The organism is Roseovarius indicus, from assembly GCF_008728195.1.
In the GTDB taxonomy this organism is placed as follows: Bacteria; Pseudomonadota; Alphaproteobacteria; order Rhodobacterales; family Rhodobacteraceae; genus Roseovarius; species Roseovarius indicus.
In genome coordinates, this window is the sequence record NZ_CP031598.1 from 639,674 (window position 1) to 663,437 (window position 23,764).

The following is a 23,764-nucleotide window of genomic DNA, read 5'->3' on the forward strand; positions in this document are numbered from 1 at the left end:
TTGACGGTTACAATTTGGGCGAAGTACCAGTTTGGACGCACAAAGGCACATCGCTTTCGTGCATCTGAAAGGTTGGTTCCCGATGACATCCGCCAAGACGCGCCCCGCCCCCGAAACAGGCTGCCCGGCCATGTCGGGCCCGCCAAGCGGCATGGTCTCGCCCACCGGTTGCCCGGTGTCGGAACGGGCGGCGGCCTTCACGCCCTTCGAGGGCGATTACCAGCTTGACCCCGCCGAGGCGCTGCGCTGGGCCCGCGCGCAGGAGCCTGTCTTCTACAGCCCGCAGCTGGGCTACTGGGTGGTGACGCGTTACGAGGACGTGAAGGCCGTCTTCCGCGACAACATCCTGTTTTCCCCCGCCAACGCACTGGAAAAGGTCACGCCGCTGACGCCCGAGGCGGCGAAGGTGCTGGAGCGCTACAACTACAAGCTCGAACGCACCATGGTGAACGAGGACGAGCCCCAGCACATGGAGCGGCGGCGCCTTCTGATGGATGCCTTCATCCCCGAGAAGCTGGAAAAGCACGAGCCGATGGTGCGAGAGCTGACGCGGGCCTATGTCGACCGGATCGTCGACCGGGGCCATGCCGACCTGGTGAAGGATATCTTCTACGAAATCCCGCTGACCGTGGCGCTGCATTTCCTTGGCGTGCCCGAGGAGGGGGTCGAGAAACTCCGCCGCTTCGCCGTCGCCCACACGCTCAACACCTGGGGCCGGCCCACACCCGAGGAACAGCTCGAGATCGTCGAGAACGTGGGTCAGTTCTGGCAGACCGCGAACGAGATCCTCGACACGATGATCGCCGACCCGACCGGCGAGGGCTGGATGTACGACACGGTGCGCGAGCACAGGAAGCACCCCGATATCGTCACCGAAAGCTACATGCGGTCGATGATGATGGCCATTCTGGCCGCCGCGCACGAGACCACGTCGAACGCCACCGCGAATGCCTTCTGGATCCTGCTCAACAACCGAAACGCGTGGGACGAGATCTGCGAAAACCCCGCGCTCATCCCCAGCGCGGTCGAGGAATGTTTGCGCATGGGCGGCTCCATCGTGGCATGGCGACGGGTGGCGACGGACGAGGCGCAGGTGGGCGGCGTGACCATCCCCAAGGGCGGCAAGCTTTTCATCGTGCAGGCCAGTGCCAACCAGGACGCCGCGCATTGGGAGAACCCCGACGAGGTGGATATCTACCGCGACAATGCGGCCGAGCACATGTCCTTCGGCTATGGCGCGCATCAGTGCATGGGCAAGAATATCGCGCGAATGGAAATGCGCGTCTTCCTCGAGGAATTCACCCGGCGCCTGCCGCATATGAAGCTGGCCGGGGGGCAGCGGTTCGAGAACCTGCCGAACATCTCGTTCCGGGGGCCAAGCCATATTCACGTGGAATGGGACCCGGCGGAGAACCCTGAACGTCGTGATCCGGCGTTGCGCGAGGGCGGCGTGGTCTTCCCCATCGGCGCCCCGGTGCGCGACGATATCCTGCGGCGGGTACGGGTGCAGGAGATCGTCGAGGAGGCGGAGGGCGTGAAGCGCTTCGTGCTGGCCGACCTGTCCGGCCGCGACCTGCCGCGCTGGTCGCCGGGGTCGCATATCGACGTGGTGGCGGGCGACGTGCGGCGGAAATACTCGCTTTGCGGCCCGCCCGACACGCCGGGCACGTTGGAGATTTCGATCCTGCGCGAGGAAGACGGGCAGGGCGGTTCGAAACACCTGCACGACACGCTGAAACCCGGCGACACGCTCTCCATTGCCGGGCCCAAGAACCACTTCCGGCTGGACGAGACGGCCGAGCGCTACGTGCTCATCGCCGGCGGCATCGGCATCACCCCGATCCTTGCCATGGCCGACCGGCTGAAGGCGCGGGGCTTACCTTACGTGCTGCATTACTGCGGACGGTCGCGCGGCACGATGGCGCTCGTCTCCCGCGTGCTGCGCGACCACGGCGGGGCGGTGCGGTTGCACGTGGCCGACGAAGGCACACGGCTCGACCTCGCCGAGGCGGTGGCCGACGTCGCCCCAGGCACGCAGGTCTATTGCTGCGGGCCGGAACGGATGCTCGACGCGTTGCAGGACATGGCCGAGCACTGGCCCGATGGCGCGCTGCATTTCGAGTATTTCAGCACCGGCGCCTCCGGCCTCGACCCGGCGAAGGAACATGCCTTCACGGTGGAACTGCGCGACTCCGATCTCACCGTCGAGGTGCCGGCAGATCGAACCCTTTACGATGTCCTCAAATCCACCGGCATCGACATTCCGATGGAATGCGGCGAAGGGCTCTGTGGCACATGCGAGGCAAGGGTTGTCGAAGGCGAGGTCGACCACCGCGACAGGGTGCTGTCCAAGGCCGAACGGGCCAAGGGCGAGCGCATCATGAGCTGCTGTTCGCGGGCCAAGGGCAAGAAGCTGGTGCTGGGCCTCTGACCCGCTACCGCGCCACGTTCAGGATCAAATCTGCCGCCTGACGCCGCCCATCGGCCGCGATCATGTCGGCGGAAATGCCCCCCAGCCGTGTCTTCATCCCCTTGTCCGAGGTCAGCCCCGACAGCGCGTCGATCATCTCCTGATCGCGCCATGCATAGCGGTCGAGATGCACGCCCAACCCGGTGTCATGCAGCCGCCGGGCATTGTCGTGCCCGTCCCAGCAATAGGGCATGACGATCGACGGCTTGCCGAAATAAAGCGCCTCGTGCACCGAGTTGTTGCCGCCGTGATGGATCACCAGATCGGCCTTCTCGATCACGCTGGGCTGGGGGTACCAGTAATCGAGATGCACGTTGTCGGGCACGTCTCGAAAGGAATCCTTGTAGCCCCCCACGTTGATCAGGAAGCGATAGGGCAGCTCGGCGAAGAGGCGGATCATCCGCTCGAACAGCGCCACATCGGCGGCGCCGAGGCTGCCGAAGGAGACATAGACCACGGGCGTGTTCGAGGCCGCCGGGATGTCGGGCATCTCGAACGGGTCTTCCTCGCGCACGCAGCCTTCGAGATAGTGAAAGCGGGGAGGTGTCAGAGGCTCGGCTCGGTCGAAGCGGAGAGGCTCGGCATAGAGCAAAAGGTTCAGGTCGGGCGACGTCTCCATGAACTCGCCCGCCGGCAAAGCGGGTAGGCCGCGCCTGTCGCGGAAGCTGTTGTAGCGGTCATGCACCGGCCCCAGCGCGTCTTCATACCGCGCCCGGAAGACGGGGAAAATGGCCACATCCTCCGCCCCCAGCCCCGACATCACCGGCGGCACCTGTGCATCCGGTATCTCCGTCTCGGCGCAGGACACCATGCGGACCCAAGGCACCCCGGCCTGCATCAGCGCCGGGAAACCGATGACATTGTCGACCACGATGGCGTCCGGGTCGATCCGGCCCAGCGCCGCCTGCAAGGGCGCTTCCGCAATCTCGGCGCTGTCGACGATGGCTTCCCAGCAGTCGCGCACATAGGTCGGCAACTGGTCCTCGGGGCTCAGCCGGAAATGCGGCAGGTGGCGGGTGATGAAGCCCGACCAGAATTTCTCCAGCTCCTCGTCCGACATGTCGGGCGCCATCGGTACGGGATGCTCGGCGAACCCGTAATTCTCGAACACCCCGGCAAAGCCCGGATCGCACAAAAAAACCGCCTCGTGCCCGCGTTCCCGCAGCGCCTGCGCAATGCCCACGCAGTTGAGCGCGGCCCCGAACGAGGCTTCGGGAAAGAAGGCGATGGTCTTGCGCGTCACGGGCGAGTGGTCCTGTTATCGGCGGGGGCGGTCAACGGCCCCATCTGTCAGACCCGCGAAGGCGAGGTCAATTGCATTAGCGCCGGATCGGCCGGGCAATCGGCGGCACGCCCCGGTTCGACACCCGCGGCCGTTGATCCTGTGCCGCGCGGATATGACGAAGCATGAGATCGGCTGCATGGTCGGTATCGCCCGCCTCGACCGCGTCGAGAATGGCGAGATGTTCATGGAAAGCGTCGCGCATCCGGCGGCGGTTGGCCCCACCGTGATAGGTGGACAGGCGCCGCAGCCGGGTCTGCTGCCGGATGGCGCGGGCGAGGAAGCGGTTGGCACAGCAGGCCGCAAGCGCATCGTGGAAATCGGCCCCCGCATCGATCCAGGCGCGCATCTCGGTCTGCAGAACGTCATCGGTCAGCAAAGCCTGGTGGCGGCGGCGGATATCCGAGAAGAGTGCGGCATCCGGCACGAACCCCGGCTCACGTAGCGCGGCGGGCTCGATCAACTCCCGGAACCGCGCGCTTTCCTCCATCGCCGACAGCGAATCCGGTGCCGGGCCGAACCGCCAGTGCTGCCCGTGCCCGCGTTCCAGCAAGCCGTCCTCGCTCATCCTTGCCACCACGTGCATCACCGTGGTGCGCGCGGTGCCGTAACGCTGCATCAGGTCATTGACCGATAACGTGTCGCCCAGCCGGTTGGCGAAACGGTCGCGCAGAATGGCCTGGAACAGCCGATCCTCTTCCGAGGCCGGCAATCCGGGCGCATCGGCGCTGGCGGTATCGAGCGGGCGGGCCAGAGAATAGCCCTGCCGGGGCGCATAGCTCAGAATCCCCGTCTCGGTAAGCAATCGTAAAGCCGCCCGGATCGGCGTGCGCGACACGCCGAAACTGTCGGCAAGCCGCTGTTCGGCCACCTTTGTGCCCGGCTCCGCGCCCTCGACGCGCAGAAGTTCGACGATGCGCCGGGCCAGCTCGGTATGGCTTTTGCGTCGCCGTTCCATCTTCATTCCGCCGAGATTTTCACCATGTCCCGCCCCATGGCAGGGGCGCGGCCCCAAGCCTGAGTCGATTTTCATTGACGTACTAATTTAGAAAAAAATACAATTTTGTCTATACCCGCGGATTCGGACGACAGATCCGGAAGCAAAAGCAGGCGGGACAGGGCCGTTTCGCGCCACTGGCGCGGGTCGAGCCCGGGACGACAAGAAACGACCACAGGGAGAAATGGACCAATGAAAAAGACGGCATTTGCCAAGAAACTGCTGGCCGGTGCGCCCGCCGCAGTGCTGGCGCTGGGCCTTGGCCCGGCGGCGGCGCAATCGCTCGTGATTTCCAACTGGGATGGCTACATGCCCGCCGACATGGCGGAACAGTTCGAGGCCGACACCGGCATCTCGATCGACGTGGCCAACCACGCCACCAACGAGGAAATCATGGGCAAGGTCACCGCCTCGGGCGGCAAGGGCTACGACGTGATCTTCGTCTCCTCGCCCTTTGCCGAGGCGCTCGACAAGCTGGGCATCGCGGCCAAGCTCGACCACTCGATGCTCCCCAACATGGAGAACCTCTACCCCGAGGCGCGGGAGCTCTCCTATGACGAGGGGCTGACTTTCTCCATGCCCTACGCCTGGGGCACGACCGGCCTCTGCTACCGCTCCGACCTCGTGTCGGAAGAGCCGGATAGCTGGATGGACCTGCTCGACCCCTCCGACGACCTGGCGGGCAAGGTCACGATGCTGTCGACCGACCGCTGGATGATCGGCGCCGCGGCGCTGGCCAAGGGCTACTCGGTCAACGTGACGGAAGAGGACAAGCTGGCCGAGGTGAAGGATCTGCTGATCTCGGCCAAGCAGGACCTGCTGGCCTATGACGACACGACCTTCTATTCCAAGCTGGTCTCGGGCGAGGCGAGCCTCGTGCACGCATGGGATGGCTGGTGCAACTACGGCATCGCCGAGAATGCCGACATCAAGTACACCATCCCCTCCGAGGGCACAGACCTCTGGGTCGACACGATGGTGGTGATGGCCAGCTCCGAGAACAAGGAAGCGGCGCACGAGTTCATCAACTACGTCCTCGGCGCCGACACCCACAAATGGGTGGTCGAGAACATCCTCTACAAGGTGCCGAACAAGGCCTCGATGGAGGCGCTCGATGCCTCGATGGTCGAGACCTATCCGAACCTCGGCATGGATCCCGCCGCGATGCTCGAATACGAGATGCTGCGCGACGTGGGCAATGCCCAAAAGGATTACAGCCGTCTCAAGACGGAAGTGATGTCGGCCCAGTAAGCCATCCGCAACGCATGACGGCACGTGCATCTCCTCGAGGTCGTCTGCCACGCCGCCCCGTCTGACGGGGCGGCGTACCTGAAGCCGCCTGCCCGAGAAAGGCCAAGGATACGTGTACCAGAGATTGCGAACCTTCCTGTTCGTGGGGCCGGGGCTGGCCTGGCTGACCTTCTTCATGGTCGTGCCCTGCCTCTTGGTCTTCGTGTACTCGTTCTTCGAGCGGGGCGTGTATGGCGGGATCGTCTACGACTTCACCTTCGAGAATTTCGACCGGGCCTTCGACCCGCTCTACCTCGCCATCCTGTTGAAATCGGCCAAGATCGCGGGGTTGGCGACGCTGATCGCGCTGCTCATCGCCTACCCGGCCGCCTATGCCATCGCCCGCGCCCCGGCGCAGCGCCAGCCGGTCTACCTGTTCCTCGTGATGCTGCCCTTCTGGAGCAACTACCTGATCCGCACCTATGCCTGGATCGTGATGCTGAACCGCGAGGGGCTGATCAACCGGGCGCTCTTGGATTTCGGGCTGGTGGGCGAGGCGCTGCCGCTCCTCTACAACGAGGCGTCGGTGGTCACCGGGCTGGTCTACAACTACGTGCCCTTCGTGATCCTTGCGATCTATTCCTCGATCAGTCGCCTGAACCCCGAGATTGCCGAGGCGTCGGAAGACCTCGGCGCGCCGTCCTACAAGACGTTCCTGCGGGTGATCCTGCCGCTGACCCTGCCGGGCATCGCGGCGGGCGCGGTCTTCGTCTTCGTGCTGTCCATCGGCAACTTCATCACGCCCGACCTGCTTGGCGGGGGCCGCGTGCAGATGGTCGGCAACCTGATCTATGACCAGTTCCTCGAGGCGCGCGACTGGCCCTTCGGCTCGGCCCTGTCGCTGATCCTGATCGGGGTGATGATGTGCCTGCTGTTTGCACAGGCCGTCGCCGTCAACCGCTCGGCGGAGGGTACCCGATGAGCGCCCGCATCCCCCGCCGCCGCGACCCGGCCAAGCTGTTCCTCGGCGGGCATCTGTGGCTGGTCTACACCTTCCTTTACGTGCCGATCCTCGTGCTGATGGCGCTGTCGTTCAACGATCTCGGCCTGCCGACGGCATGGGGCGGCTTCTCGCTCAAGTGGTACGGGGCGCTGGCCGAGAACGACGCGGTCCTGCGGGCGGCGCTCAACACGGTGATCGTGGCTGTGGTCTCGACCATCCTCGCCACGCTCCTCGGCACGCTGCTGGCCTTCGGGGTCGAACGGCGGCAGCGGCGCAACAACACGATGGAGGCGCTTTTGTTCGCGCCGATGATTATTCCCGACATCGTGCTGGCCATCGCGCTCCTGTCGTTCTTCACGGCGCTCAACTTCACCCTTGGCCTGCATTCGATCATCATGAGCCACGTGGTCTTCAACATCGCCTTCGTCTGCGCCGTGGTGCGCACAAGGCTGCGGAATTTCGACTTCTCGATCGTCGAGGCCAGCATCGACCTTGGCGCGGGCGAGGTGACCACCTTCCGCCGGGTGACATTGCCGGCGATCTTCCCCGGCGTGCTGGCCGGTGGCCTCTTGGCCTTCACCCTGTCGGTGGACGAGTTCATCATCGCCTATTTCACCGCCGGGGCCGGGCAGGGCTCCACCACCTTGCCGATGCAGATCTATTCCATGATCCGCTTCGGCGTGACCCCCGAAATCAACGCGATGGCGACCATCGTGATGCTGGTCAGCTTCACGCTCGTCTTCATCTCGCAGCGCATCGACAGGAAAGCGATCAGTCAATGAGCACGGACGGCGCAACCATGCTGACCGAAGCCGGGGAAGACGCCGCAACGGTGATCCGGCTGGAGAACATCACCAAGCGTTTCGGCGCGATCACGGCGGTGAAGGATATCTCGCTGAACCTGAAGGAGAACGAGTTCTTCGCGCTGCTGGGCCCGTCGGGCTGTGGCAAGACCACGCTTCTGCGGATGATCGCCGGGTTCGAGTCGTTGAACAAAGGGCGTATCCTGCTCGACGGCAAGGACATCGCCCCGCTGCGCCCCAATCGGCGGCCGATCAACCTGATGTTCCAGTCCTTCGCGCTCTTCCCGCATATGAGCGTGCGGGCGAACGTCTCCTACGGGCTGGAGATGGAGGGCGTGCGCGGGGAAGAGTTGAAGGCCCGGGTCGACCGTATCCTCGAGACGACGCAATTGACCGAGTATGCCAGCCGCAAGCCCGACCAACTGTCGGGCGGGCAAAGGCAGCGCGTGGCGCTGGCCCGCGCCTTGGTGAAAGAACCGCGCGTCCTGTTGCTCGACGAACCGCTGGCGGCGCTCGACAAGAAGCTGCGCGAGCATATGCAGCTGGAGTTGAAGCGCCTGCAGCACGAGGTGGGCATCACCTTCGTCGTCGTCACCCACGACCAGGAAGAGGCGCTGGTGATGGCCGACCGCATCGCCCTGATGCGCGACGGGGAGGTCAAGCAATGCGCCAGCCCCGCCGAGTTGTACGAGCACCCCAACAGCCGGTTCGTGGCGGACTTCATCGGCGTGATGAACTTCCTCGACGGCGAGGTGAGCGTCGAGGGCGTGGCCGTGCAGGGCCTCGGCGTTCTCACCGGCCGCTCGAACGGCGACACCCGCACGGGTGACCGCGCCTGCCTTGCCGTCCGCCCCGAGCGCCTCACCGTGGCACCGTCCTCGGCGGAACGCCTGACCCACGACAACGTGCTCGACGGCACCCTCACCGACATCGCCTATCACGGGCAGGATATCGGCCTGCACATCGCCGTGGGCGACGCCGGCCAGGTTCTCATCGCCCGCCTCTCGGCCGCGGCCGAAGGCGCGGCGGATTTCAAGGTGGGCGACACCGTCCAGGTCGGCTGGCAAACGCAGAACGCCCTGATCCTGCCCGACGACAGCAAGACATAAAACCAACACGACAGAGGAGGTCATTCCATGACAGACCAGAAAACCATCGTCTTCTTCCCCGAGGCCGCCTTCGGCCCGGCGCTCAACTCGGTGGGCATTGCGCAGGCCTGCCGCGACATGGGCCATCGCTGTGTGTTCGTCACCGACCCGGGGTTCACCGGGGTCTTTGCCGATTACGGCTTCGAAGAGCACCACGTGAACATGTCCGAGCCCATGCCGCCCGAGCAGATGGCGAAATACTGGTCGGATTTCATCAACGGCCACATTCCCAACTTCAACCTCACGCCGTATGAGCAGATCGACAACTACGTGAAGGAATGCTGGGAGGCGATCGTCGATACCTCCAAGTGGGCCGAGAAGGAGCTTCCGGGTATCCTGAAGGAGATCAAGCCGGACCTGATCTGCATCGACAACGTGGTGCTCTACCCCGCCACCAAGCAGTATGGCGTGCCGTGGGTGCGCATCATCTCCTGTTCGGAGAACGAGATCCCCGATCCGGCGATCCCGCCCCACCTGTCCGGCTGCGGCGAGAACGACACCGCCTGTCACGAGGCGTTCAACAAGAAGTTCAACGAGGTCATCAAGCCGGTGCATGACGACTTCAACGAATTCCTCAAGACCTGCGGCGAAGACCCGTACCCGACCGGCGAGTTCTTCGAGGAGAGCCCTTACCTCAACCTGCTTCTCTATCCCGCGCCGGTGAAGTTCAACCGCGAGAAACCCCTCGACCCGGACCGCTTCAAGTATCTCGAAGGCTGCGTGCGGACCGAGAAGCCCTATGACGTGCCGGATTTCGGCGAATACAACGACAAGCCGCTGCTCTACGTCTCGTTCGGCAGCCTTGGCGCGGGGGATACCGACCAGATCAAGAAGATCATCGATTTCCTCGGCAAGCAGCCCTATCGCGCGCTGGTCAACGTGGGCGAGTACGAGGCCGAGTACGACAAGGAGACGATGCCCAAGAACGTGCATGTCGCAAGCTGGTATCCGCAGCCTTCGGTCATCCCGCTGGTCGATGCGGTGGTGCACCACGGCGGCAACAACAGCTTCACCGAGTGCCTCTATTTCGGCAAGCCGGCGATCATCATGCCCTATGTCTGGGACGGGCACGACAACGCCACGCGGGTGCAGGAAACCGGGCATGGTTTCAAGATGCACCGGATGAACTGGACCGACGAGGAGTTCGCCGCGAACATCGAGAAGTGCCTCAACGATGCCGAGGTAAAGGCGCGTTGCGCGGCGACCAGCAAGCACATGCAGAACAATGGCGGGCCGAAGGTGGCGGCCAAGTACCTCAATGACTTGCTTGAGAAAACCTACGGCTGAAACCGGCCGTCCGGGCGCGGTGCCCCCGCGCCCGGATCCGTTCAAGGAGCGAAACGTTTGACCACACCGAAACTTCAGAACCCCGAAGAGATCACCGATACCGTCGACTGGGGAGAAATCCCCACGATGATCGAGGGGCATTCCCACACCTCTGGCGTGCTGCTGCACAAGGGCCCCGAGGGGCAAAGCGAATGCGGCATCTGGATCTGCACGCCGGGCTACTGGGATTGCCACGTGACCCGGGACGAGTTCTGCCACTTCCTGCAGGGGCGGGCGACCTATACGCGCGACGATGGCGAGGTGATCGAGATCACCCCCGGCACGGTGGCCTTCTTCGAGCAGGACTGGAAAGGCACCTGCCGCGTGCACGAGACCGTGCGCAAGGTCTACATGATCCGCTGAGCCGACAGTCCGAAAGGATGACGATGACCGATTTCGACCCGTTTGGGCGCCAGTTCTTCTTTGGCAACGACTACCACCCGGCCGGGCAGGGGGGCGGCACGCATGACGTGATCAACCCCGCCACGCTGGCCCGCGAGGGTGCCATCGCGATGGGCACACCGGAGGAGGCAGAAGACATCCTGCGCCGGGCGCGGGAGGCACAGAGGGAATGGGGCAAGCTCGATGAGTTGACCCGCGCCGGCTATCTGCACAAGGTCGCCGACAGCATCGCCGCCAACCATGAAGAGGCGGCGCGGTTGATGGTGCTGGAGCAGGGCAAGCCCTACCCCGAGGCCACGGGCGAGATTGCCAATGTGGGCGGCTGCTTCCGCTACTTCGCCGAGATGGCCAGGGATTCTGGCGGCATGCTGCCCGGTACGACGCAGGCGGGATCGTTTCAGTTTGCCCGGCATTTCCCCTATGGCGTCAGCGTCCACATCGTGCCCTACAACTTCCCCATCCTGCTGATGTGCTGGACGGTGGCGGCGTCGCTCGCCTCGGGCAATGCCTGCGTGGTCAAGCCGTCGGAGCTGACCTCGCTTTCCACGCTGAAATTCATGGAGAATTTCCGGCACCTGCCCGCGGGCCTCGTTTCCTGCATCACCGGCGGGGGTGAGACGGCGCAGGCGCTGATCCGGTCAAGGCAGAGCGACGTGGTGGCCTTCACCGGCAGCGTGGCGACGGCGAAGAAGGTCAACGTGGCCTGTGCCGAACAGCTCAAGCCCTGCATCATCGAGGCGGGCGGCAGCGACCCGATGATCGTCTCGTCCGAGGCACCGCTCGACGTGGCGGTGGCCGGGGCGACCACGGCGGCGTTTCACCTGTCGGGGCAAATCTGCACCTCGACCGAGCGGTTCTACGTGCATGACGCGGTGCACGATCAATTCGTCGAAGGCCTGGCCGACATGGCGCGCAAGCTGCGGGTCGGCAACGGCATGGAGGTGTCCGAGATCGGTCCGCTGGTGACAGAGGCCGCGCGCGACAAGGTGGTGCGGCTGGTCGACGGGGCGGTGGCCGATGGGGCGACGCTGGTGTGTGGCGGCCGGGTGCCGCCGGGGCGCAACACCGGCTGGTTCTATGAGCCGACGGTGCTGACCGACGTCACGCCGGATATGGATATCATGCGGGAAGAGCTGTTCGGCCCCGTGGCCGCGATCTGCCGGGTGAAGAGCTTCGAAGAGGCGCTGAATAATGCCAATGACAGCGAGTTCGGCCTCGGCGCCAGCCTCTTCACCACCAGCCTCGAGGAGGCGATGGAGGCCTATGAGCGGCTCGAGGCCGGGATGGTCTGGGTCAACAATCCGCTGATCGACAACGATGCGCTGCCCTTCGGCGGATGGAAGAACTCCGGGCTGGGGCGCGAGCTGTCGCGGCTGGGGCTCGATGCGTTCCGGCAGAGCAAGATGGGCGTGATCGACTGGAAGCCGAAGGTGCAGGACTGGTGGTACCCCTATCCCGACGAATGGTTCGGAAATACAGAAGGCTCGCGGTTCTGACGCTCAGGCCCCGTCCGGCCTGGCGCCAGTCAGGTCGAAATGGTCGGGGAAGAGCGCCGACAGGAAACGGAAGATGATGCGGCAGGCCTCGTCCCGGTCGAAGGCATCCGGGTGAATGAGGTAGTCGGCCCACATGCCTTCGAGAAAGGCCAGCGTGCCATGGGCGGCATCGCGCGCCGTCTGCGCCGGGTCATCCACGCCGGAGGCCTCCGCGATCGTCGTGAAGGCCTCGAACAGCAGGCCGCGCAACCTGCTGTCGCGGGTGTCGCTGAAGGTCCGGATCGACTTGCGCTCGCGCGCCTCGCCGCGGAAGCCGTACCAGATACGGACGTTGTACTGATTCAGGATCGTCTCGCTCAGGTCGGAGCGTATCACCGCCTCGATCCGCTCCTGCGGCCAGGCCGAGGGGCGGACCTTGTCGAGCAGCTTGTAGAGGTTCTGGTAGTAGAGATCGCTCGCGTGCTGAACGGCGGCGTCCATCAGCCCGTCCTTGCCGTTGAAATGCAGGTGGATCATCCCCCGCGACAGGCCGGCCTTGTCGATGATCGTGCTGACCGAGGTGCGCGCGTAGCCGATCTCGGCCACGCAATCCAACGTCGCTTCGATCAGGGCCAGACGATTCCTTTCTCGCAACTGGGCCCTTCTGCCATGCGATTCCTCGGTTTCATTGTCCGCACTGTCCGGCAACTCATGATCCTTTCCAGCCCATATCCTGCAGGCTGACCGAAGCTTAGGTCAACGCCCGCTCAACCAAGTCTATTGACAGGATCACATAATACCAGCAATTTAAATGGACGATCGTCCATTTTGTAATTCGGCTTGTCGGAGAACGCATGATCAGGCTCAGGTCAGAGGCTTCGCAGGGGGTGGCGCTCAGCGCGCCGGCGACGGTCTACGTCGGCCTTCTGGTTGCGGCGCCGCTGGGCATTCTCGTGGTCTACAGTTTCTGGACGCAGACCTATGTGAGCATCGATCGGACCTTTACCTGGGAGAATTACCGCTTCGCCCTTGAGGACCCGCTGGTGCGGCATCTGCTGGTCCGTTCCGTGTGGATCGCGGGCCTGGTGACGGCTGCAACGGTGGCGTTGGCCTATCCGATCGCCTATTTCATTGCCTTCCGGACGCAGCACAAGACGCTGTGGCTTTTGCTGATCACGATCCCGTTCTGGACGAGCTACCTGCTGCGTGTCTTTTCATGGAAGCTGATCCTTGGCTTCAACGGTGTGTTGAACAGCGCGCTGATGACGGTCGGGCTGATCGATGAGCCGCTGACGTTTCTGCTCTATAACGAGATCGCCGTCGTTCTTACGCTGGCCCATGCCTGGGCTCCATTCGCGATCATGCCGATCTATGTCTCCTTGCAGAAGATCGACCGCAGTCTACTTGAGGCCGCGACCGATCTAGGGTGTTCCAGGCTGGAGCGGTTTCTTCGGGTGACGCTGCCGTTGACGGTGCCGGGTATCATTGCGGCATGCCTGATCATCTTCATTCCGACGGTGGGGGATTACGTGACGCCCGCACTGGTGGGCGGGTCGGATGGCAAGATGATCGCCAACCTGATCCAGGTCCAGTTCGGGGCGGCGAACAACTGGCCCCTGGGCGCCACCCTGTCACTGATGGCGATGGTCTCGGTGGGGCTCGTTGCTGGCGGCTTCGTGGTGTTGTCGAACCTCATGGCGCGGAGGATCCGATGACACGTCTGTTGCGATCCTTCCCTGGCCTTTCGGTCTATGCCGTGCTGTACCTCGTGTTCCTGTACACGCCGGTGCTTCTGCTTCCGCTTTTCTCCTTCAACGACGGCACCATCGTGGCGTTTCCGATCAAGGGGTTCACGCTCAGGTGGTATGTCGAACTGGCCGGGCAGGAGGCGCTTCTCCGCTCGCTCTTGAACAGTGTCATCGTGGGCGGGGTAAGTGCGTTACTGGCAACCTCGCTCGGCATTTTCGCGGCGCGGGCCTATGTGCGGTATCGCTTCATCGGGCGGGACATGTCGGAGGCGCTGGTGATGCTGCCGCTGGTCGTGCCGGGCATCATTGTAGCGTCGTCCTTCCTGGTGCTGTTCCTGTCGATCGGGCTGAAGCCGTCGCTGACGGCGGTGATTCTAGGGCATACGTTTCTGACCGTGCCATTTGCAGTGGCGATCATGAAATCGGCCTTCGACGAGTTCGATCCCTCGCTGGAGGAAGCGGCGTATGACCTTGGCGAAACCGTAATCGGCACGTTCCGCCGGGTGACGCTGCCGATCGTGGCGCCGGGTATCGTGGCAAGCCTTCTGGTGACCTTCACGGTCTCTTTCGACGAGTTCATCCTCGCCTTCTTCCTGGCCGGAGACCAGCCGACGCTGCCCGTCTATATCTGGAGCCAGATCCGCTTTCCGGCGAAGCTGCCCAACACGCTTGCGCTGGGCTCCTGCCTGCTGGCCTTCTCCGTCCTGCTGCTCGTTACCGCCGAATATTTCCGCCGCCGGTCGGCCAAGCGGACATGAGGGGATATCATTCATGACCGATCAACCGATCATCGAGCTTTCCGGCGTCGAAAAGGCCTTTGGCAGCTTCAAGGCGGTGACCGACCTCGACCTCAGCCTGAAGCAGGGGGAGTTCTTTTCACTGCTGGGGCCGTCGGGTTGTGGCAAGACCACGGCTTTGCGGATGATCGCGGGGTTCCAGGAGCCGACGGCGGGCACCGTGCGGATCGACGGACAGGACATGGCCGATATTCCTGCCAACAAGCGCCCCACCAACATGGTGTTTCAAAGCTATGCGATCTTTCCGCACCTGAACGTGGGCGACAACGTGGGGTTCGGGCTGGTCAAGCAGGGCCTTTCGCGTGCCGACCGCAAGGCCCGGATCGCCGAGGCGCTGGAGTTGGTCGAGCTGGGCGGATTGCAGGGGCGCAAGGCCGACGAGTTGTCGGGCGGCCAGCGGCAGCGCGTGGCGCTGGCGCGGGCGCTGGTGATGCGGCCCAAGGTTCTCTTGCTCGACGAGCCGCTGTCGGCGCTCGACAAGAACCTGCGCGAGGCCATGCAACTGGAGTTGCGGCGCCTGCAGCAATCCATCGGGATTACGTTCGTGATGGTCACCCATGATCAGTACGAGGCGATGACGATGTCCGACCGGATCGGGGTGATGTTCAACGGACGGCTTGAGCAGGTGGATGCGCCCGCAATACTTTATGCCCGGCCGGCAAACCGAGAGGTGGCGGCCTTTATCGGTGGGATGAATTTCCTGCCGGCGCAGAGCGCCGACCAATCGGGGAACGAAATCAGCGCCGACGTTCCGGGGTTCGGCAAGCTTTCCATCCAGCGCAATCCCAATGTTACCGCGCGAGGGCGTGACCTGATGCTGGGGATCCGGCCCGAGCAGCTGGAAATCGCAAGAGAAGTGCCGGAAGGCTATGATGCCACCCTGAAGGCGGAGGTCGAGAACGTCGCCTTCTACGGTGAGAGCGTGCACTATCATGTGCGCGCGCCGGGCGTCGAGAGAACGCTCGCCGTTGCCGTGCCCAACCATTTCCACACCGTCGATTTTGCTCGCGGAGACGCAGTTTTCATCGGTGTGCAAAATGCCTCGGTCATCGACCTTGGCAGCGACACCAACCCAGAAAGAAACTGATCCAGGGAGAATTTGAAATGACATACAAGGCACTCACCCTAAGCGCCGCCGCCTGCCTTGCGGCAGGCATGGCCCATGCGGATGGCTCTGACCTGACGGTCTTCGATTGGTCGGGCTATGAAGACCCGGGTTTCTTTGGCGATTACGTCGAGAAACACGGCAGCGCGCCGACCTATTCCTATTTCGGCAGTCAGGAAGAAGCATTTACCAAGCTTCAATCAGGGTTCGAGGCCGATCTTGCCCATCCCTGTACCGACGCCACACGCAAGTGGGCGGCGGCCGGTCTGATCCAGCCGATCGACACCTCGAAGCTCGACAACTGGGATGCGATGCTGCCGACGATCAAGGAGGTCGACGGGATCACTTTCGACGGTGAGACATGGATGGTGCCGTTCGAATGGGGCAATACCGGTCTGATCTATCGCACCGACGAAGTGTCGGAGGACGAGATTTCGTTGCAGGCGCTGACCAAGCCAGAGTTTCAGGGCAAGGTGGCGATCCCTGATGCGGCCTCTTCGGCTTATGCGATGGCCGCGCTGGGCGCCGGCGTTGCCGACAACTACACCAACATGAGCGACGAGCAGTTCAAAAAGGCATCGGACTACCTGCGTGCCGTGCATCCCAACGTGCGGTTCTACTGGTCGGATGCCGGTCAGCTTGACCAGGCGTTGGCATCGGGCGAGGTGTTGGCAGGCTGGGCGTGGAACCAGACCGAACTCAACCTGATCTGGAACGAAGTGCCCGCGCAAATGATGCGTGGTGCCGGCAAGGGCATTGCCACCTGGGTCTGCGGATACGTGCATCTTTCGAGCGCCGATGCACCGGAAGAGCAGATCTACGACATGCTGAACGCACTGACCCAGTCGGGCAGCGGCAAGTACATCATCGAGAACTGGGGGTATCCACACTCAAACTCCGAAGCGTTCGAGATCTCGGATCAGGAGTTGATCAAGACCTATGGCTTCGACGACCCGAAGGCGCTGTTCGACAACAGCCTGTTCTTCGACGCGGTGGAGCCCGAGCTTGAAGCCAAGATGCTTCAGGAATTCGAGCGTATCAAATCGGGCTTCTGATCCTGTAGACCCGACACAGGGGCGGCACGGCCGCCCCTTATTACCCCTTGGCAAGGAATACCGGCGCCCATGACCCGCGCAAATCCCTACGACATCCTTTTTGAGCCGGTCCGCATCGGACCCGTCACCGCGCGAAATCGCTTCTACCAGGTGCCGCATTGCAACGGCATGGGCTATCAGCGCCCGCGGGCCGAAGCGGCAATGCGCGGCATGAAGGCCGAGGGCGGCTGGGCCGTGGTCTGCAACCAGGAAACGGAGATACACCCGACATCCGACCTGTCGCCGTTTGCCGAGGGGCGGTTGTGGGATGATCGCGATATTCCCGGCCTGCGCCTGATGACCGACGCCATTCACGAGCACGGCTCTCTTGCCGGTATCGAGCTGGCCCATAACGGCAGCCACGCACCGAACCTGTTGACCCGTGCCCCGGCTCTGGCGCCGAGCGACTCGATCATCGACGCGGGCTTCGCGCCCCAGGCGCGGGCCATGGACAAGGAGGATATCCGCAACCTTCGACGCTGGCACCGCGACGCGGCGCGCAGGTCAATCGAGGCGGGGTTCGACATCATCTATGTGTATGCGGGCCATCACATGACGATCCCGCATCACTTCCTGTTGCCGCAGCATAATGACCGGATGGATGAGTATGGCGGCAGTCTCGAAAATCGCGTGCGCCTGACGCGGGAGCTGCTCGAGGACACGCTGGAACTGGCAGAGGGCAAATGCGGCGTGGCCTTCCGGTTTGCCATCGATGAGGTGCAGGGCGCCGACGGGATGCAGGCGGAGGAAGAGGGGCGCGGCGTCGTCGAACTGCTGGCAGAGCTGCCAGACCTATGGGACGTCAACGTCGCCGACTGGCCAAACGATTCACAGACCACGCGGTTTCAGCCCGAAGACGGGTATCAGACGAAATACCTCGAGATGGTGAAACAGATCACGAGCAAGCCGGTCGTGGGGGTCGGCCGTTTCACGTCCCCCGATATGATGGCGTCTCTCGTCCGCAAAGGGGTGCTCGACATGATCGGCGCGGCACGGCCTTCGATCTCCGACCCGTTCCTGCCGAAGAAGATCGAAGACGGGCGAGTCGATGAAATCCGGGAATGCATCGGCTGTAATATCTGCGTCTCGGCAGATTCGCAGGGGGTCCCGATCCGTTGCACCCAGAACCCGACGATGGGGGAGGAATGGCGCCGGGGTTGGCACCCGGAGAAGATTGCCGCGAAGGGAACGGAAGAGGCAGCGCTCGTTGTCGGCTCTGGGCCTGCGGGCCTCGAATGCGCCATGCAACTGGCGCGTCGCGGGTATCACGTGACGCTGGCCGAAGCCGGCAAGGAGCTGGGCGGCCGGGTGCGGCGCGAAGCTGGGCTCACCGGATTGGCCGCATGGTCGCGGGTGATGGACTATCGGCTGGGTGACCTGCAGCAACGCGGCAACGTGGATATCTTCACGGACAGCCCGCTTGGCCGGGACGAGGTGCTTGAACTTGGCGTGCCGAATGTTTTTCTCGCCACCGGCGCCCGCTGGCGGCGTGACGGGCAGGGGCGGACGGCGCGGTTCGGGATCGAAATTGCCGACGATGCCATGGTGCTGACACCGGATGACGTGATGGACGGTATCCGGCCCGGAAATGGCCCGCTGGTGATCTATGATGACGACCACGGCTACCTTGGCGGCGTTCTGGCCACCCATCTGGCGGACCTTGGCCACGACGTGACGTTCGTTACTTCGGCCAACATGGTGTCACCCTTCACGGAGCTGACATTGGAACAAGGCAGGGTGCAGAAAAGCCTGCTGGAACGCGACGTGCAGATCATCACCGCGCAGGCCGTGGACCGGATCGAGACGGAGGTTTGCCAGCTGTCCTGCATGTACACCGGGCGGGCATCGCGGCTGGACTGCGGGTCTGCGCTTCTGGTGACCCGGCGTGACCGGGTAACGCGCCTTTTCGATGATCTTCGCGGCCATGCCGACCTGAACAAGGTCGAGTTGATCGGCGATGCCGCGGCGCCGGGCCTGATCGCAGATGCGGTCTATTCCGGCCACCGGGCGGCGCGGAACTTCGAACGCCTGCCGGAAGAGGTCGAGCAGGACTACTACCGTCGTGAAATCACAGCTTTGGAAGGATGAGGTCAGTCCCATGTTGCAGCACACCGACGAAATCGCCCGCCTGATCCAGTCGCATGAGGAAGGGTTCGCACTGCCGCGTGGATTCTATACCTCTGCCGAAATCTATGATCGTGACATCGAGACGTATTGGAACCGAAGCTGGCTTTGGGTCGGTCATGTGAGCCAGATACCTGAACCCGGCGACTACTTCCTTTTCGACTACGGGCCGGAATCGATCATCGTCGTCCGAGACCGGGACGGGGAAGTGCGGGCGCATCTGAACGTCTGCCGTCACCGGGGGTCGCGCGTCTGCGTCGAGCCGGAAGGAAATGCGCGTCTTTTCGTGTGCCCCTACCACGCCTGGACATTCGAATTGTCCGGCAAGCTGCGTTCGGGCCGTGCCATGGGGAAGGATTTCGATCCGGGCCAGTACGGGCTGTTCCCGGCTCATGTTATCGTGTTCCAGGGTCTGATCCTGGTCTGTACCGCGGACACTCCGCCGCCAATTCAGGATGGGCTCAGGAAACTGGCGCCCCTGTGTGAACCCTTCGGATTGGAAAACCTCAAGATCGCACACAAGCAGGTTTATCCTGTGCCGGCCAACTGGAAGCTGGCGCTGGAAAACTACCTCGAGTGCTATCACTGCGCGCCATCGCACCAGGAATACGCCAAGTCCCATACGCTCAAGGCGCCGCAGGACATGGAGAAACTTGTAGAGCCCCTGCAACGGCGCTCTGAAGGCATCGGTTTGCCGACAGTCACATTGGATCAAACCGGACCGAACGCGCCGGACCTGGCAGCGGATGTCTATTACCGTCGATACCCGCTTTACGAAGGGTACCAGACGGGCAGTCGGGACGGGACGCCTCTTGCGCCATTGCTCGGCAGCCTGAGCGGGTTCGACGGCGGGGCGACGGATGTGCAGTTGGGTCCGCTCAACAACTTCCTGATCTATTCCGATCACGCCGTTGGCTATCGCTTCGTGCCTCGCGGATTGCAGGAAACCGATATCGAGGTTCTTTGGCTCGTGCGGGCGGATGCCGAAGAGCCGAAGGACTACTCGACGCCAGACCTCACCTGGCTGTGGCATGTTACTTCGCTCGATGACGAGCGGATCATCCGACACAACCAGGAGGGCGTGAACTCGTACCATTTCAGGCCTGGTCCGCTGGCCGACATGGAATGGGGCATCAACGGGTTCTACGAGACATATCTCAAGATGATCCGTGTCTGACCTGATGGGCTGGATCAGAATGGAAAAGGCCGGGCCCATCGGGACCCGGCCTTGAAAATCAGGCAATGCTGCTGAGGCTTAGCCTTCCCAGCTGTCCATGCCTTCGAGATCTTCGCTGCTGTAGCCGGTGGTGGCACGCAGGCCGCCAGTCATCGAGTCGTCGGACCGGCGCAGTTCGAGATCTTCGAAGGGCAGCGCGACGGGTTTTTCACCGAGGCCCAGAAATCCGCCGACGTCGACGATGACTTCGGAAATCTTGCCATCGTCAGTCAGCACGAGGTTGGAGATTTCACCAAGCCGGTCGTCTTCGGCGCCATAGACCGACACGCCTTCCAGTTCTTCGGCGGTCAGTTGGCCGCGCGCGTCGCTGTCCAGTTGCGCGGTTTCCTGGTTCGCATCCGTGGCGCTCTCGCCGTCCGACATCTGCTGCGCGGTCAGGTCGGTTTCGCCCGACTCGGCGTTTTCGGCATCGGTTTCGGCCATCTGATCATCGGTCATGTCAGCAGCTTCGGCGTCGGCTGTCTCGCCTTCCGCCATTGCTTCGGCGTCCTGTTCGGTCTCGGCCGCGTCGTTTTCAGCCATCTGCTCGGCGCTCAGGTCGGTGCTTTCGGCGTTTGCCGTGTCTTCACCTGCCGCATCTTCGACGTCGTCACTGGCCATCTGTTCGTTGCCGTCGTCGTTGAAGAAGCTGCTGCCGGCTTCGCGCACGGCGGTCTGGTCGAGCTCTTCGCGGTCTTCAAGTGCGGTCTTGTCGCCGGTGAACACGACAAAGTAGCTGTCGCCGTCATTTTCGTCGCTCTGCTCACTGGAGTCGGCGACGAATTTCATCTCGTCCATGGACGCGCTGATATGTTTCTCGTTGATGCCGAGGAAGCCGCCCGCGTCGAGAGTGACCGAGTCGATCTTGCCGTCTTTCGAGATGATCACGTCACCGATTTCGCCGACGCGCTCCCAGTCATCGGCCGGTTCGCTTGCTTCATCACCGATCTCGGCGTCGGCGGTGTCTTCGCCGCGGATGTAGACGGGCTTGCCGATCAGGTCAGAGGCGCTGATCTGCATACCTTGCATGTCGGAAACAACGTCGGCATTTGCGTTTGCGCCTGTCGTGTCCTGCGACATGCTGGCCGATTCAGACGCCTTCGCAGCGTTTTCGTCGGCTGTTTCCGATGCTGCCAGAACAGGCGATGCCGCCAGGGCTGCGATCGCCGTCGTCATAAGAATGCGTTTCATTAATTCGCTCCTCTGAGTTGAATTCTGTGGTGGCGAGATCATTCCCTCCACCGCATTCATCCAACACAGGACGGTTCGGTTTGGTTTCAACTCTGCACAAAAATATACCAGAAATATTTGCGGAACTTTATCGGCCTACCTGGCGTTTCAGGGCAGCGAGGGCGCGCTTTCGCGGTTGGTGAAATCAGGACCGCCAATAGTGCCCGGCAAACGACAAATTCAGGAGGCAGCATGATGGAAATCGGTGGCCTATTCGGCTTAATTCTTTTGGTTCTAGATGTTTGGGCCATCATCTCGATCGTTGGATCCGGGGCGTCGACCGGCAAAAAGGTACTTTGGGTGCTACTCGTTCTCATCTTCCCGCTGGTCGGATTCATCATCTGGCTAATCGCCGGCCCGCGTTCGCCACGTGTGTGAAGCGAAGGTGAGGCCTGCCAACTATTGCTCGTTTTGGCGGAGCAGCGCGAAAGGGTGCCTGCCGAGAGCGATGAACAACTTCAGATTGAAAATCGGTCTTGGCGAAATTAGTTTGACCGGCTTTGGAACAAAACCAATGGCCGGGCGTTTTTAATTCAGTCATGGCGCAAACGCGCCCCTCTGCCCAGGTCTCTCCCGTCCCCAAGCCGATAGACCTGGCCCGCCCGTTGTCCCGCGGGTGTCAGCCCCCGTCTGAAATATGACGGGGGCAATTTTTAGGGTGAAGGGGTGGGGCTTGCGTCTCGACATTCGAAGTTGGCGCAACAACTATTGGCATCGAGATGGACGCATCACGCGAGGTGAACCAAGCCGTGACCCAAGACCGCGAAAGCGAAGGGCCAATCGGTGATCTTGAGGTGTTCGTAACGGCCGGAGAAGCATACCCGGCGTTCGAGCGGGCCTTTATGAATGCGAAAGAGCAGATATCTGCCAGCTTCAGGCTTTTCGATCTTACGACCAAACTGCATTCGCCAGAAGCTCGCAAGCTTGGTGATACGTGGTTCGACCTCATGGTCGACACGCTCAATCGCGGGGTTTCGGTGCGGATCGTGGTCACCGACTTCGACCCGGTCGCAGCCCCCGACCTGCACCAGCTTGCATGGCAAACGAAGCGACAGATTGCAGCCGTTCGGGAACTGGCGAAAGATGATGCAAAGCTGGAATTCGACGTGGCGCTGCATGACGCGCGGGCCGGATGGGTGCCGAAAATGGTGTTCTTCCCGTTCGTGCGGCAGAAAATGGGTGAGCTCAACGAAAGCTGGTCGAAGATGAATGAGGACGAGCGGGCGCGCTTTCGTTCGGAAACGCCTCGCCTCAGGAATATCTGTTACGAGAACGATAAAGGTCGGCTGTGTTTTCCGATCAAGCTGGTCGATCTTTATCCGGCGACGCACCATCAAAAAATGGCGGTGTTCGACCGACGCCTTCTCTACATCGGCGGCCTGGATCTGAACGATCGTCGCTATGACACCAAGCGCCATCGTAAAGCCCCGGAACGGACCTGGCATGATGTACAGGTCATGACCACCGGGCCGATTGTCGACGTGGCCCAGAAGCATCTCGACACTTTCCTTGATACGGTAGCGGCAAAGGCCCCGGCGGCACCTTCATCACCGAGCTTTCTGCGGACGCTGTCGCGTCGCCGGCACAGGGCCTCGTTTCGCGTCTCCCCCAAGACAGTCGTTCGGGAAATAGAACAAAGCCATCTCGATTCCGTTTCGAGGGCCAGCAAGTTCATTTACCTGGAGACGCAGTTCTTTCGGCATCGACCATTGGCGCGAGCCCTGGCAAAGCAGGCCCGGAAGTTTCCGGATTTGAAGCTGTTCATCGTTCTTCCGGCCGCGCCGGAAGATATTGCTTTCGACAGCAACACGGGCCTAGATGCACGGTTCGGCGAGGATCAGCAGATCAAGTGCCTCACGGTGCTAAAGGAGGCATTTGGCGACGACAGGCTTCTTGTCGCGTCACCGGTGCAGCCGCGCCGTTATTCGAGTGACGAGCGCGATGTACTCGAGGATGCCCCCCTGATCTATGTCCATTCGAAAGTTTCGATCTTCGACGAGTTCGGGGCGATCGTTTCTTCGGCGAACCTCAATGGCCGTAGCCTTAGGTGGGACACGGAAAGCGGGCTGTGGTTTGACCGGTCAGACCATGTCGAGTTGGTGCGGCGGCGGGTGATGGGGCACTGGCTGCCGTCCGGTTACGGTGATGAATTCCTTGACCCTGAGACCGCTCTGGAAAACTGGATACGCCTCGTCGACAGGAACACCGAGCGCGCTCCGGAAGATCGTGAGGGTTTTCTCGTGCATTATGATTCTGATGCCGCACGGGACATCGCGATGCCGGTGCCAGGTATGCCCGAAGAAATCGTTTGAGC

20 protein-coding genes are annotated in these 23,764 nt (G+C 62.6%); 16 read left to right on the top strand and 4 right to left on the bottom strand.

The genetic code is table 11. The annotated features are described in order from the left end of the window. Nucleotides 1–82: 82 nt before the first annotated feature. Nucleotides 83–2,431, top strand: coding sequence for a cytochrome P450/oxidoreductase (locus tag RIdsm_RS03205; protein ID WP_201455602.1), 2,349 nt, complete (start codon nucleotides 83–85; stop codon nucleotides 2,429–2,431). A 4-nt stretch (nucleotides 2,432–2,435) separates the two neighbouring features. Here RIdsm_RS03205 and RIdsm_RS03210 read toward each other — a convergent pair whose 3' ends face one another. Together RIdsm_RS03210 and RIdsm_RS03215 are read right to left on the bottom strand one after the other, a co-directional pair. Then, nucleotides 2,436–3,713 carry a glycosyltransferase gene (locus tag RIdsm_RS03210; RefSeq protein WP_057820749.1) on the bottom strand — a complete coding sequence of 426 codons (1,278 nt, stop codon included), beginning with the start codon at nucleotides 3,711–3,713 and terminating at the stop codon, nucleotides 2,436–2,438. 76 nt (nucleotides 3,714–3,789) lie between these two features. Then, entirely contained in the window at nucleotides 3,790–4,710 is a 921-nt protein-coding gene (locus RIdsm_RS03215; RefSeq protein ID WP_160325898.1) for a GntR family transcriptional regulator, read from the bottom strand. A gap of 231 nt (nucleotides 4,711–4,941) precedes the next feature. Here RIdsm_RS03215 and RIdsm_RS03220 point away from each other — a divergent pair, with 231 nt between their 5' ends. The 7 genes from RIdsm_RS03220 (at nucleotide 4,942) to RIdsm_RS03250 (ending at nucleotide 12,157) form a co-directional block, all read left to right on the top strand. Beyond that, entirely contained in the window at nucleotides 4,942–6,000 is a 1,059-nt protein-coding gene (locus RIdsm_RS03220; RefSeq protein ID WP_057820753.1) for a polyamine ABC transporter substrate-binding protein, read from the top strand. Between the two features lie 112 nt (nucleotides 6,001–6,112). Further along, on the top strand, nucleotides 6,113–6,961 hold the full coding sequence (locus tag RIdsm_RS03225) for an ABC transporter permease (protein WP_201455603.1): 849 nt from the start codon (nucleotides 6,113–6,115) through the stop codon (nucleotides 6,959–6,961). Next, entirely contained in the window at nucleotides 6,958–7,764 is an 807-nt protein-coding gene (locus tag RIdsm_RS03230; protein WP_057820755.1) for an ABC transporter permease, read from the top strand. Before RIdsm_RS03225 ends, RIdsm_RS03230 begins: the two co-directional genes overlap by 4 nt. Further along, nucleotides 7,761–8,894: an ABC transporter ATP-binding protein gene (locus tag RIdsm_RS03235; RefSeq protein WP_236553392.1), complete on the top strand. Its 1,134-nt coding sequence runs from the start codon at nucleotides 7,761–7,763 to the stop codon at nucleotides 8,892–8,894. The genes RIdsm_RS03230 and RIdsm_RS03235 overlap by 4 nt, the downstream gene beginning before the upstream one ends. Before the next feature lie 27 nt (nucleotides 8,895–8,921). Then, on the top strand, nucleotides 8,922–10,220 hold the full coding sequence (locus tag RIdsm_RS03240; RefSeq protein WP_057820757.1) for a glycosyltransferase: 1,299 nt from the start codon (nucleotides 8,922–8,924) through the stop codon (nucleotides 10,218–10,220). A gap of 57 nt (nucleotides 10,221–10,277) precedes the next feature. After that, nucleotides 10,278–10,622, top strand: coding sequence for a cupin domain-containing protein (locus tag RIdsm_RS03245; RefSeq protein ID WP_057820759.1), 345 nt, complete (start codon nucleotides 10,278–10,280; stop codon nucleotides 10,620–10,622). A gap of 17 nt (nucleotides 10,623–10,639) precedes the next feature. After that, complete coding sequence (locus RIdsm_RS03250; RefSeq protein WP_236553393.1) at nucleotides 10,640–12,157, top strand: aldehyde dehydrogenase family protein; 1,518 nt, start codon at nucleotides 10,640–10,642, stop codon at nucleotides 12,155–12,157. A gap of 3 nt (nucleotides 12,158–12,160) precedes the next feature. On the opposite strand, the gene RIdsm_RS03255 is transcribed toward RIdsm_RS03250, so the two are convergent. Further along, complete coding sequence (locus tag RIdsm_RS03255; protein ID WP_236553394.1) at nucleotides 12,161–12,790, bottom strand: TetR family transcriptional regulator C-terminal domain-containing protein; 630 nt, start codon at nucleotides 12,788–12,790, stop codon at nucleotides 12,161–12,163. 200 nt (nucleotides 12,791–12,990) lie between these two features. Between RIdsm_RS03255 and RIdsm_RS03260 the strand changes: the two genes are divergently transcribed. The 6 genes from RIdsm_RS03260 to RIdsm_RS03285 all read left to right on the top strand — a co-directional run bounded on the left by RIdsm_RS03260 (nucleotide 12,991) and on the right by RIdsm_RS03285 (nucleotide 20,181). Next, a complete protein-coding gene (locus RIdsm_RS03260) occupies nucleotides 12,991–13,851 on the top strand; it encodes an ABC transporter permease (protein ID WP_057820763.1) in 861 nt (286 codons plus the stop codon). Continuing rightward, a complete protein-coding gene (locus RIdsm_RS03265; protein WP_057820765.1) occupies nucleotides 13,848–14,642 on the top strand; it encodes an ABC transporter permease in 795 nt (264 codons plus the stop codon). Before RIdsm_RS03260 ends, RIdsm_RS03265 begins: the two co-directional genes overlap by 4 nt. Nucleotides 14,643–14,655: 13 nt before the next feature. Further along, the gene (locus RIdsm_RS03270; protein ID WP_057820767.1) at nucleotides 14,656–15,768 is read left to right on the top strand and encodes an ABC transporter ATP-binding protein; all 1,113 of its coding nucleotides are present in this window, start codon (nucleotides 14,656–14,658) and stop codon (nucleotides 15,766–15,768) included. A 17-nt stretch (nucleotides 15,769–15,785) separates the two neighbouring features. Continuing rightward, on the top strand, nucleotides 15,786–16,841 hold the full coding sequence (locus RIdsm_RS03275; protein ID WP_057820770.1) for an ABC transporter substrate-binding protein: 1,056 nt from the start codon (nucleotides 15,786–15,788) through the stop codon (nucleotides 16,839–16,841). Between the two features lie 69 nt (nucleotides 16,842–16,910). Further along, nucleotides 16,911–18,968, top strand: coding sequence for an oxidoreductase (locus RIdsm_RS03280; protein ID WP_074940548.1), 2,058 nt, complete (start codon nucleotides 16,911–16,913; stop codon nucleotides 18,966–18,968). 10 nt (nucleotides 18,969–18,978) lie between these two features. Then, on the top strand, nucleotides 18,979–20,181 hold the full coding sequence (locus RIdsm_RS03285; protein WP_057820772.1) for an aromatic ring-hydroxylating oxygenase subunit alpha: 1,203 nt from the start codon (nucleotides 18,979–18,981) through the stop codon (nucleotides 20,179–20,181). Nucleotides 20,182–20,259: 78 nt separating this feature from the next. Here RIdsm_RS03285 and RIdsm_RS03290 read toward each other — a convergent pair whose 3' ends face one another. Further along, the gene (locus RIdsm_RS03290) at nucleotides 20,260–21,471 is read right to left on the bottom strand and encodes a PRC-barrel domain-containing protein (protein WP_082647537.1); all 1,212 of its coding nucleotides are present in this window, start codon (nucleotides 21,469–21,471) and stop codon (nucleotides 20,260–20,262) included. A gap of 171 nt (nucleotides 21,472–21,642) precedes the next feature. Between RIdsm_RS03290 and RIdsm_RS03295 the strand changes: the two genes are divergently transcribed. Beyond that, nucleotides 21,643–21,828: a PLD nuclease N-terminal domain-containing protein gene (locus tag RIdsm_RS03295; RefSeq protein WP_057820776.1), complete on the top strand. Its 186-nt coding sequence runs from the start codon at nucleotides 21,643–21,645 to the stop codon at nucleotides 21,826–21,828. Nucleotides 21,829–22,169: 341 nt separating this feature from the next. Beyond that, nucleotides 22,170–23,762 (top strand): phospholipase D family protein, encoded by a 1,593-nt coding sequence (locus tag RIdsm_RS03300; RefSeq protein ID WP_082647538.1) that lies wholly within the window; start codon nucleotides 22,170–22,172, stop codon nucleotides 23,760–23,762. Nucleotides 23,763–23,764 lie beyond the last annotated feature (2 nt).

What these genes read in the sequence shown, in the direction of transcription:
- RIdsm_RS03295 (WP_057820776.1), top strand. Translation starts at nt 21,643, where the DNA reads ATGATGGAAATCGGTGGCCTATTCGGCTTAATTCTTTTGGTTCTAGAT.
- RIdsm_RS03220 (WP_057820753.1), top strand. Translation starts at nt 4,942, where the DNA reads ATGAAAAAGACGGCATTTGCCAAGAAACTGCTGGCCGGTGCGCCCGCC.
- RIdsm_RS03205 (WP_201455602.1), top strand. Translation starts at nt 83, where the DNA reads ATGACATCCGCCAAGACGCGCCCCGCCCCCGAAACAGGCTGCCCGGCC.
- RIdsm_RS03260 (WP_057820763.1), top strand. Translation starts at nt 12,991, where the DNA reads ATGATCAGGCTCAGGTCAGAGGCTTCGCAGGGGGTGGCGCTCAGCGCG.
- RIdsm_RS03285 (WP_057820772.1), top strand. Translation starts at nt 18,979, where the DNA reads ATGTTGCAGCACACCGACGAAATCGCCCGCCTGATCCAGTCGCATGAG.
- RIdsm_RS03300 (WP_082647538.1), top strand. Translation starts at nt 22,170, where the DNA reads ATGGACGCATCACGCGAGGTGAACCAAGCCGTGACCCAAGACCGCGAA.
- RIdsm_RS03235 (WP_236553392.1), top strand. Translation starts at nt 7,761, where the DNA reads ATGAGCACGGACGGCGCAACCATGCTGACCGAAGCCGGGGAAGACGCC.
- RIdsm_RS03230 (WP_057820755.1), top strand. Translation starts at nt 6,958, where the DNA reads ATGAGCGCCCGCATCCCCCGCCGCCGCGACCCGGCCAAGCTGTTCCTC.
- RIdsm_RS03215 (WP_160325898.1), bottom strand. Translation starts at nt 4,710, where the DNA reads ATGGAACGGCGACGCAAAAGCCATACCGAGCTGGCCCGGCGCATCGTC.
- RIdsm_RS03240 (WP_057820757.1), top strand. Translation starts at nt 8,922, where the DNA reads ATGACAGACCAGAAAACCATCGTCTTCTTCCCCGAGGCCGCCTTCGGC.
- RIdsm_RS03270 (WP_057820767.1), top strand. Translation starts at nt 14,656, where the DNA reads ATGACCGATCAACCGATCATCGAGCTTTCCGGCGTCGAAAAGGCCTTT.
- RIdsm_RS03250 (WP_236553393.1), top strand. Translation starts at nt 10,640, where the DNA reads ATGACGATGACCGATTTCGACCCGTTTGGGCGCCAGTTCTTCTTTGGC.
- RIdsm_RS03280 (WP_074940548.1), top strand. Translation starts at nt 16,911, where the DNA reads ATGACCCGCGCAAATCCCTACGACATCCTTTTTGAGCCGGTCCGCATC.
- RIdsm_RS03275 (WP_057820770.1), top strand. Translation starts at nt 15,786, where the DNA reads ATGACATACAAGGCACTCACCCTAAGCGCCGCCGCCTGCCTTGCGGCA.
- RIdsm_RS03265 (WP_057820765.1), top strand. Translation starts at nt 13,848, where the DNA reads ATGACACGTCTGTTGCGATCCTTCCCTGGCCTTTCGGTCTATGCCGTG.
- RIdsm_RS03290 (WP_082647537.1), bottom strand. Translation starts at nt 21,471, where the DNA reads ATGAATGCGGTGGAGGGAATGATCTCGCCACCACAGAATTCAACTCAG.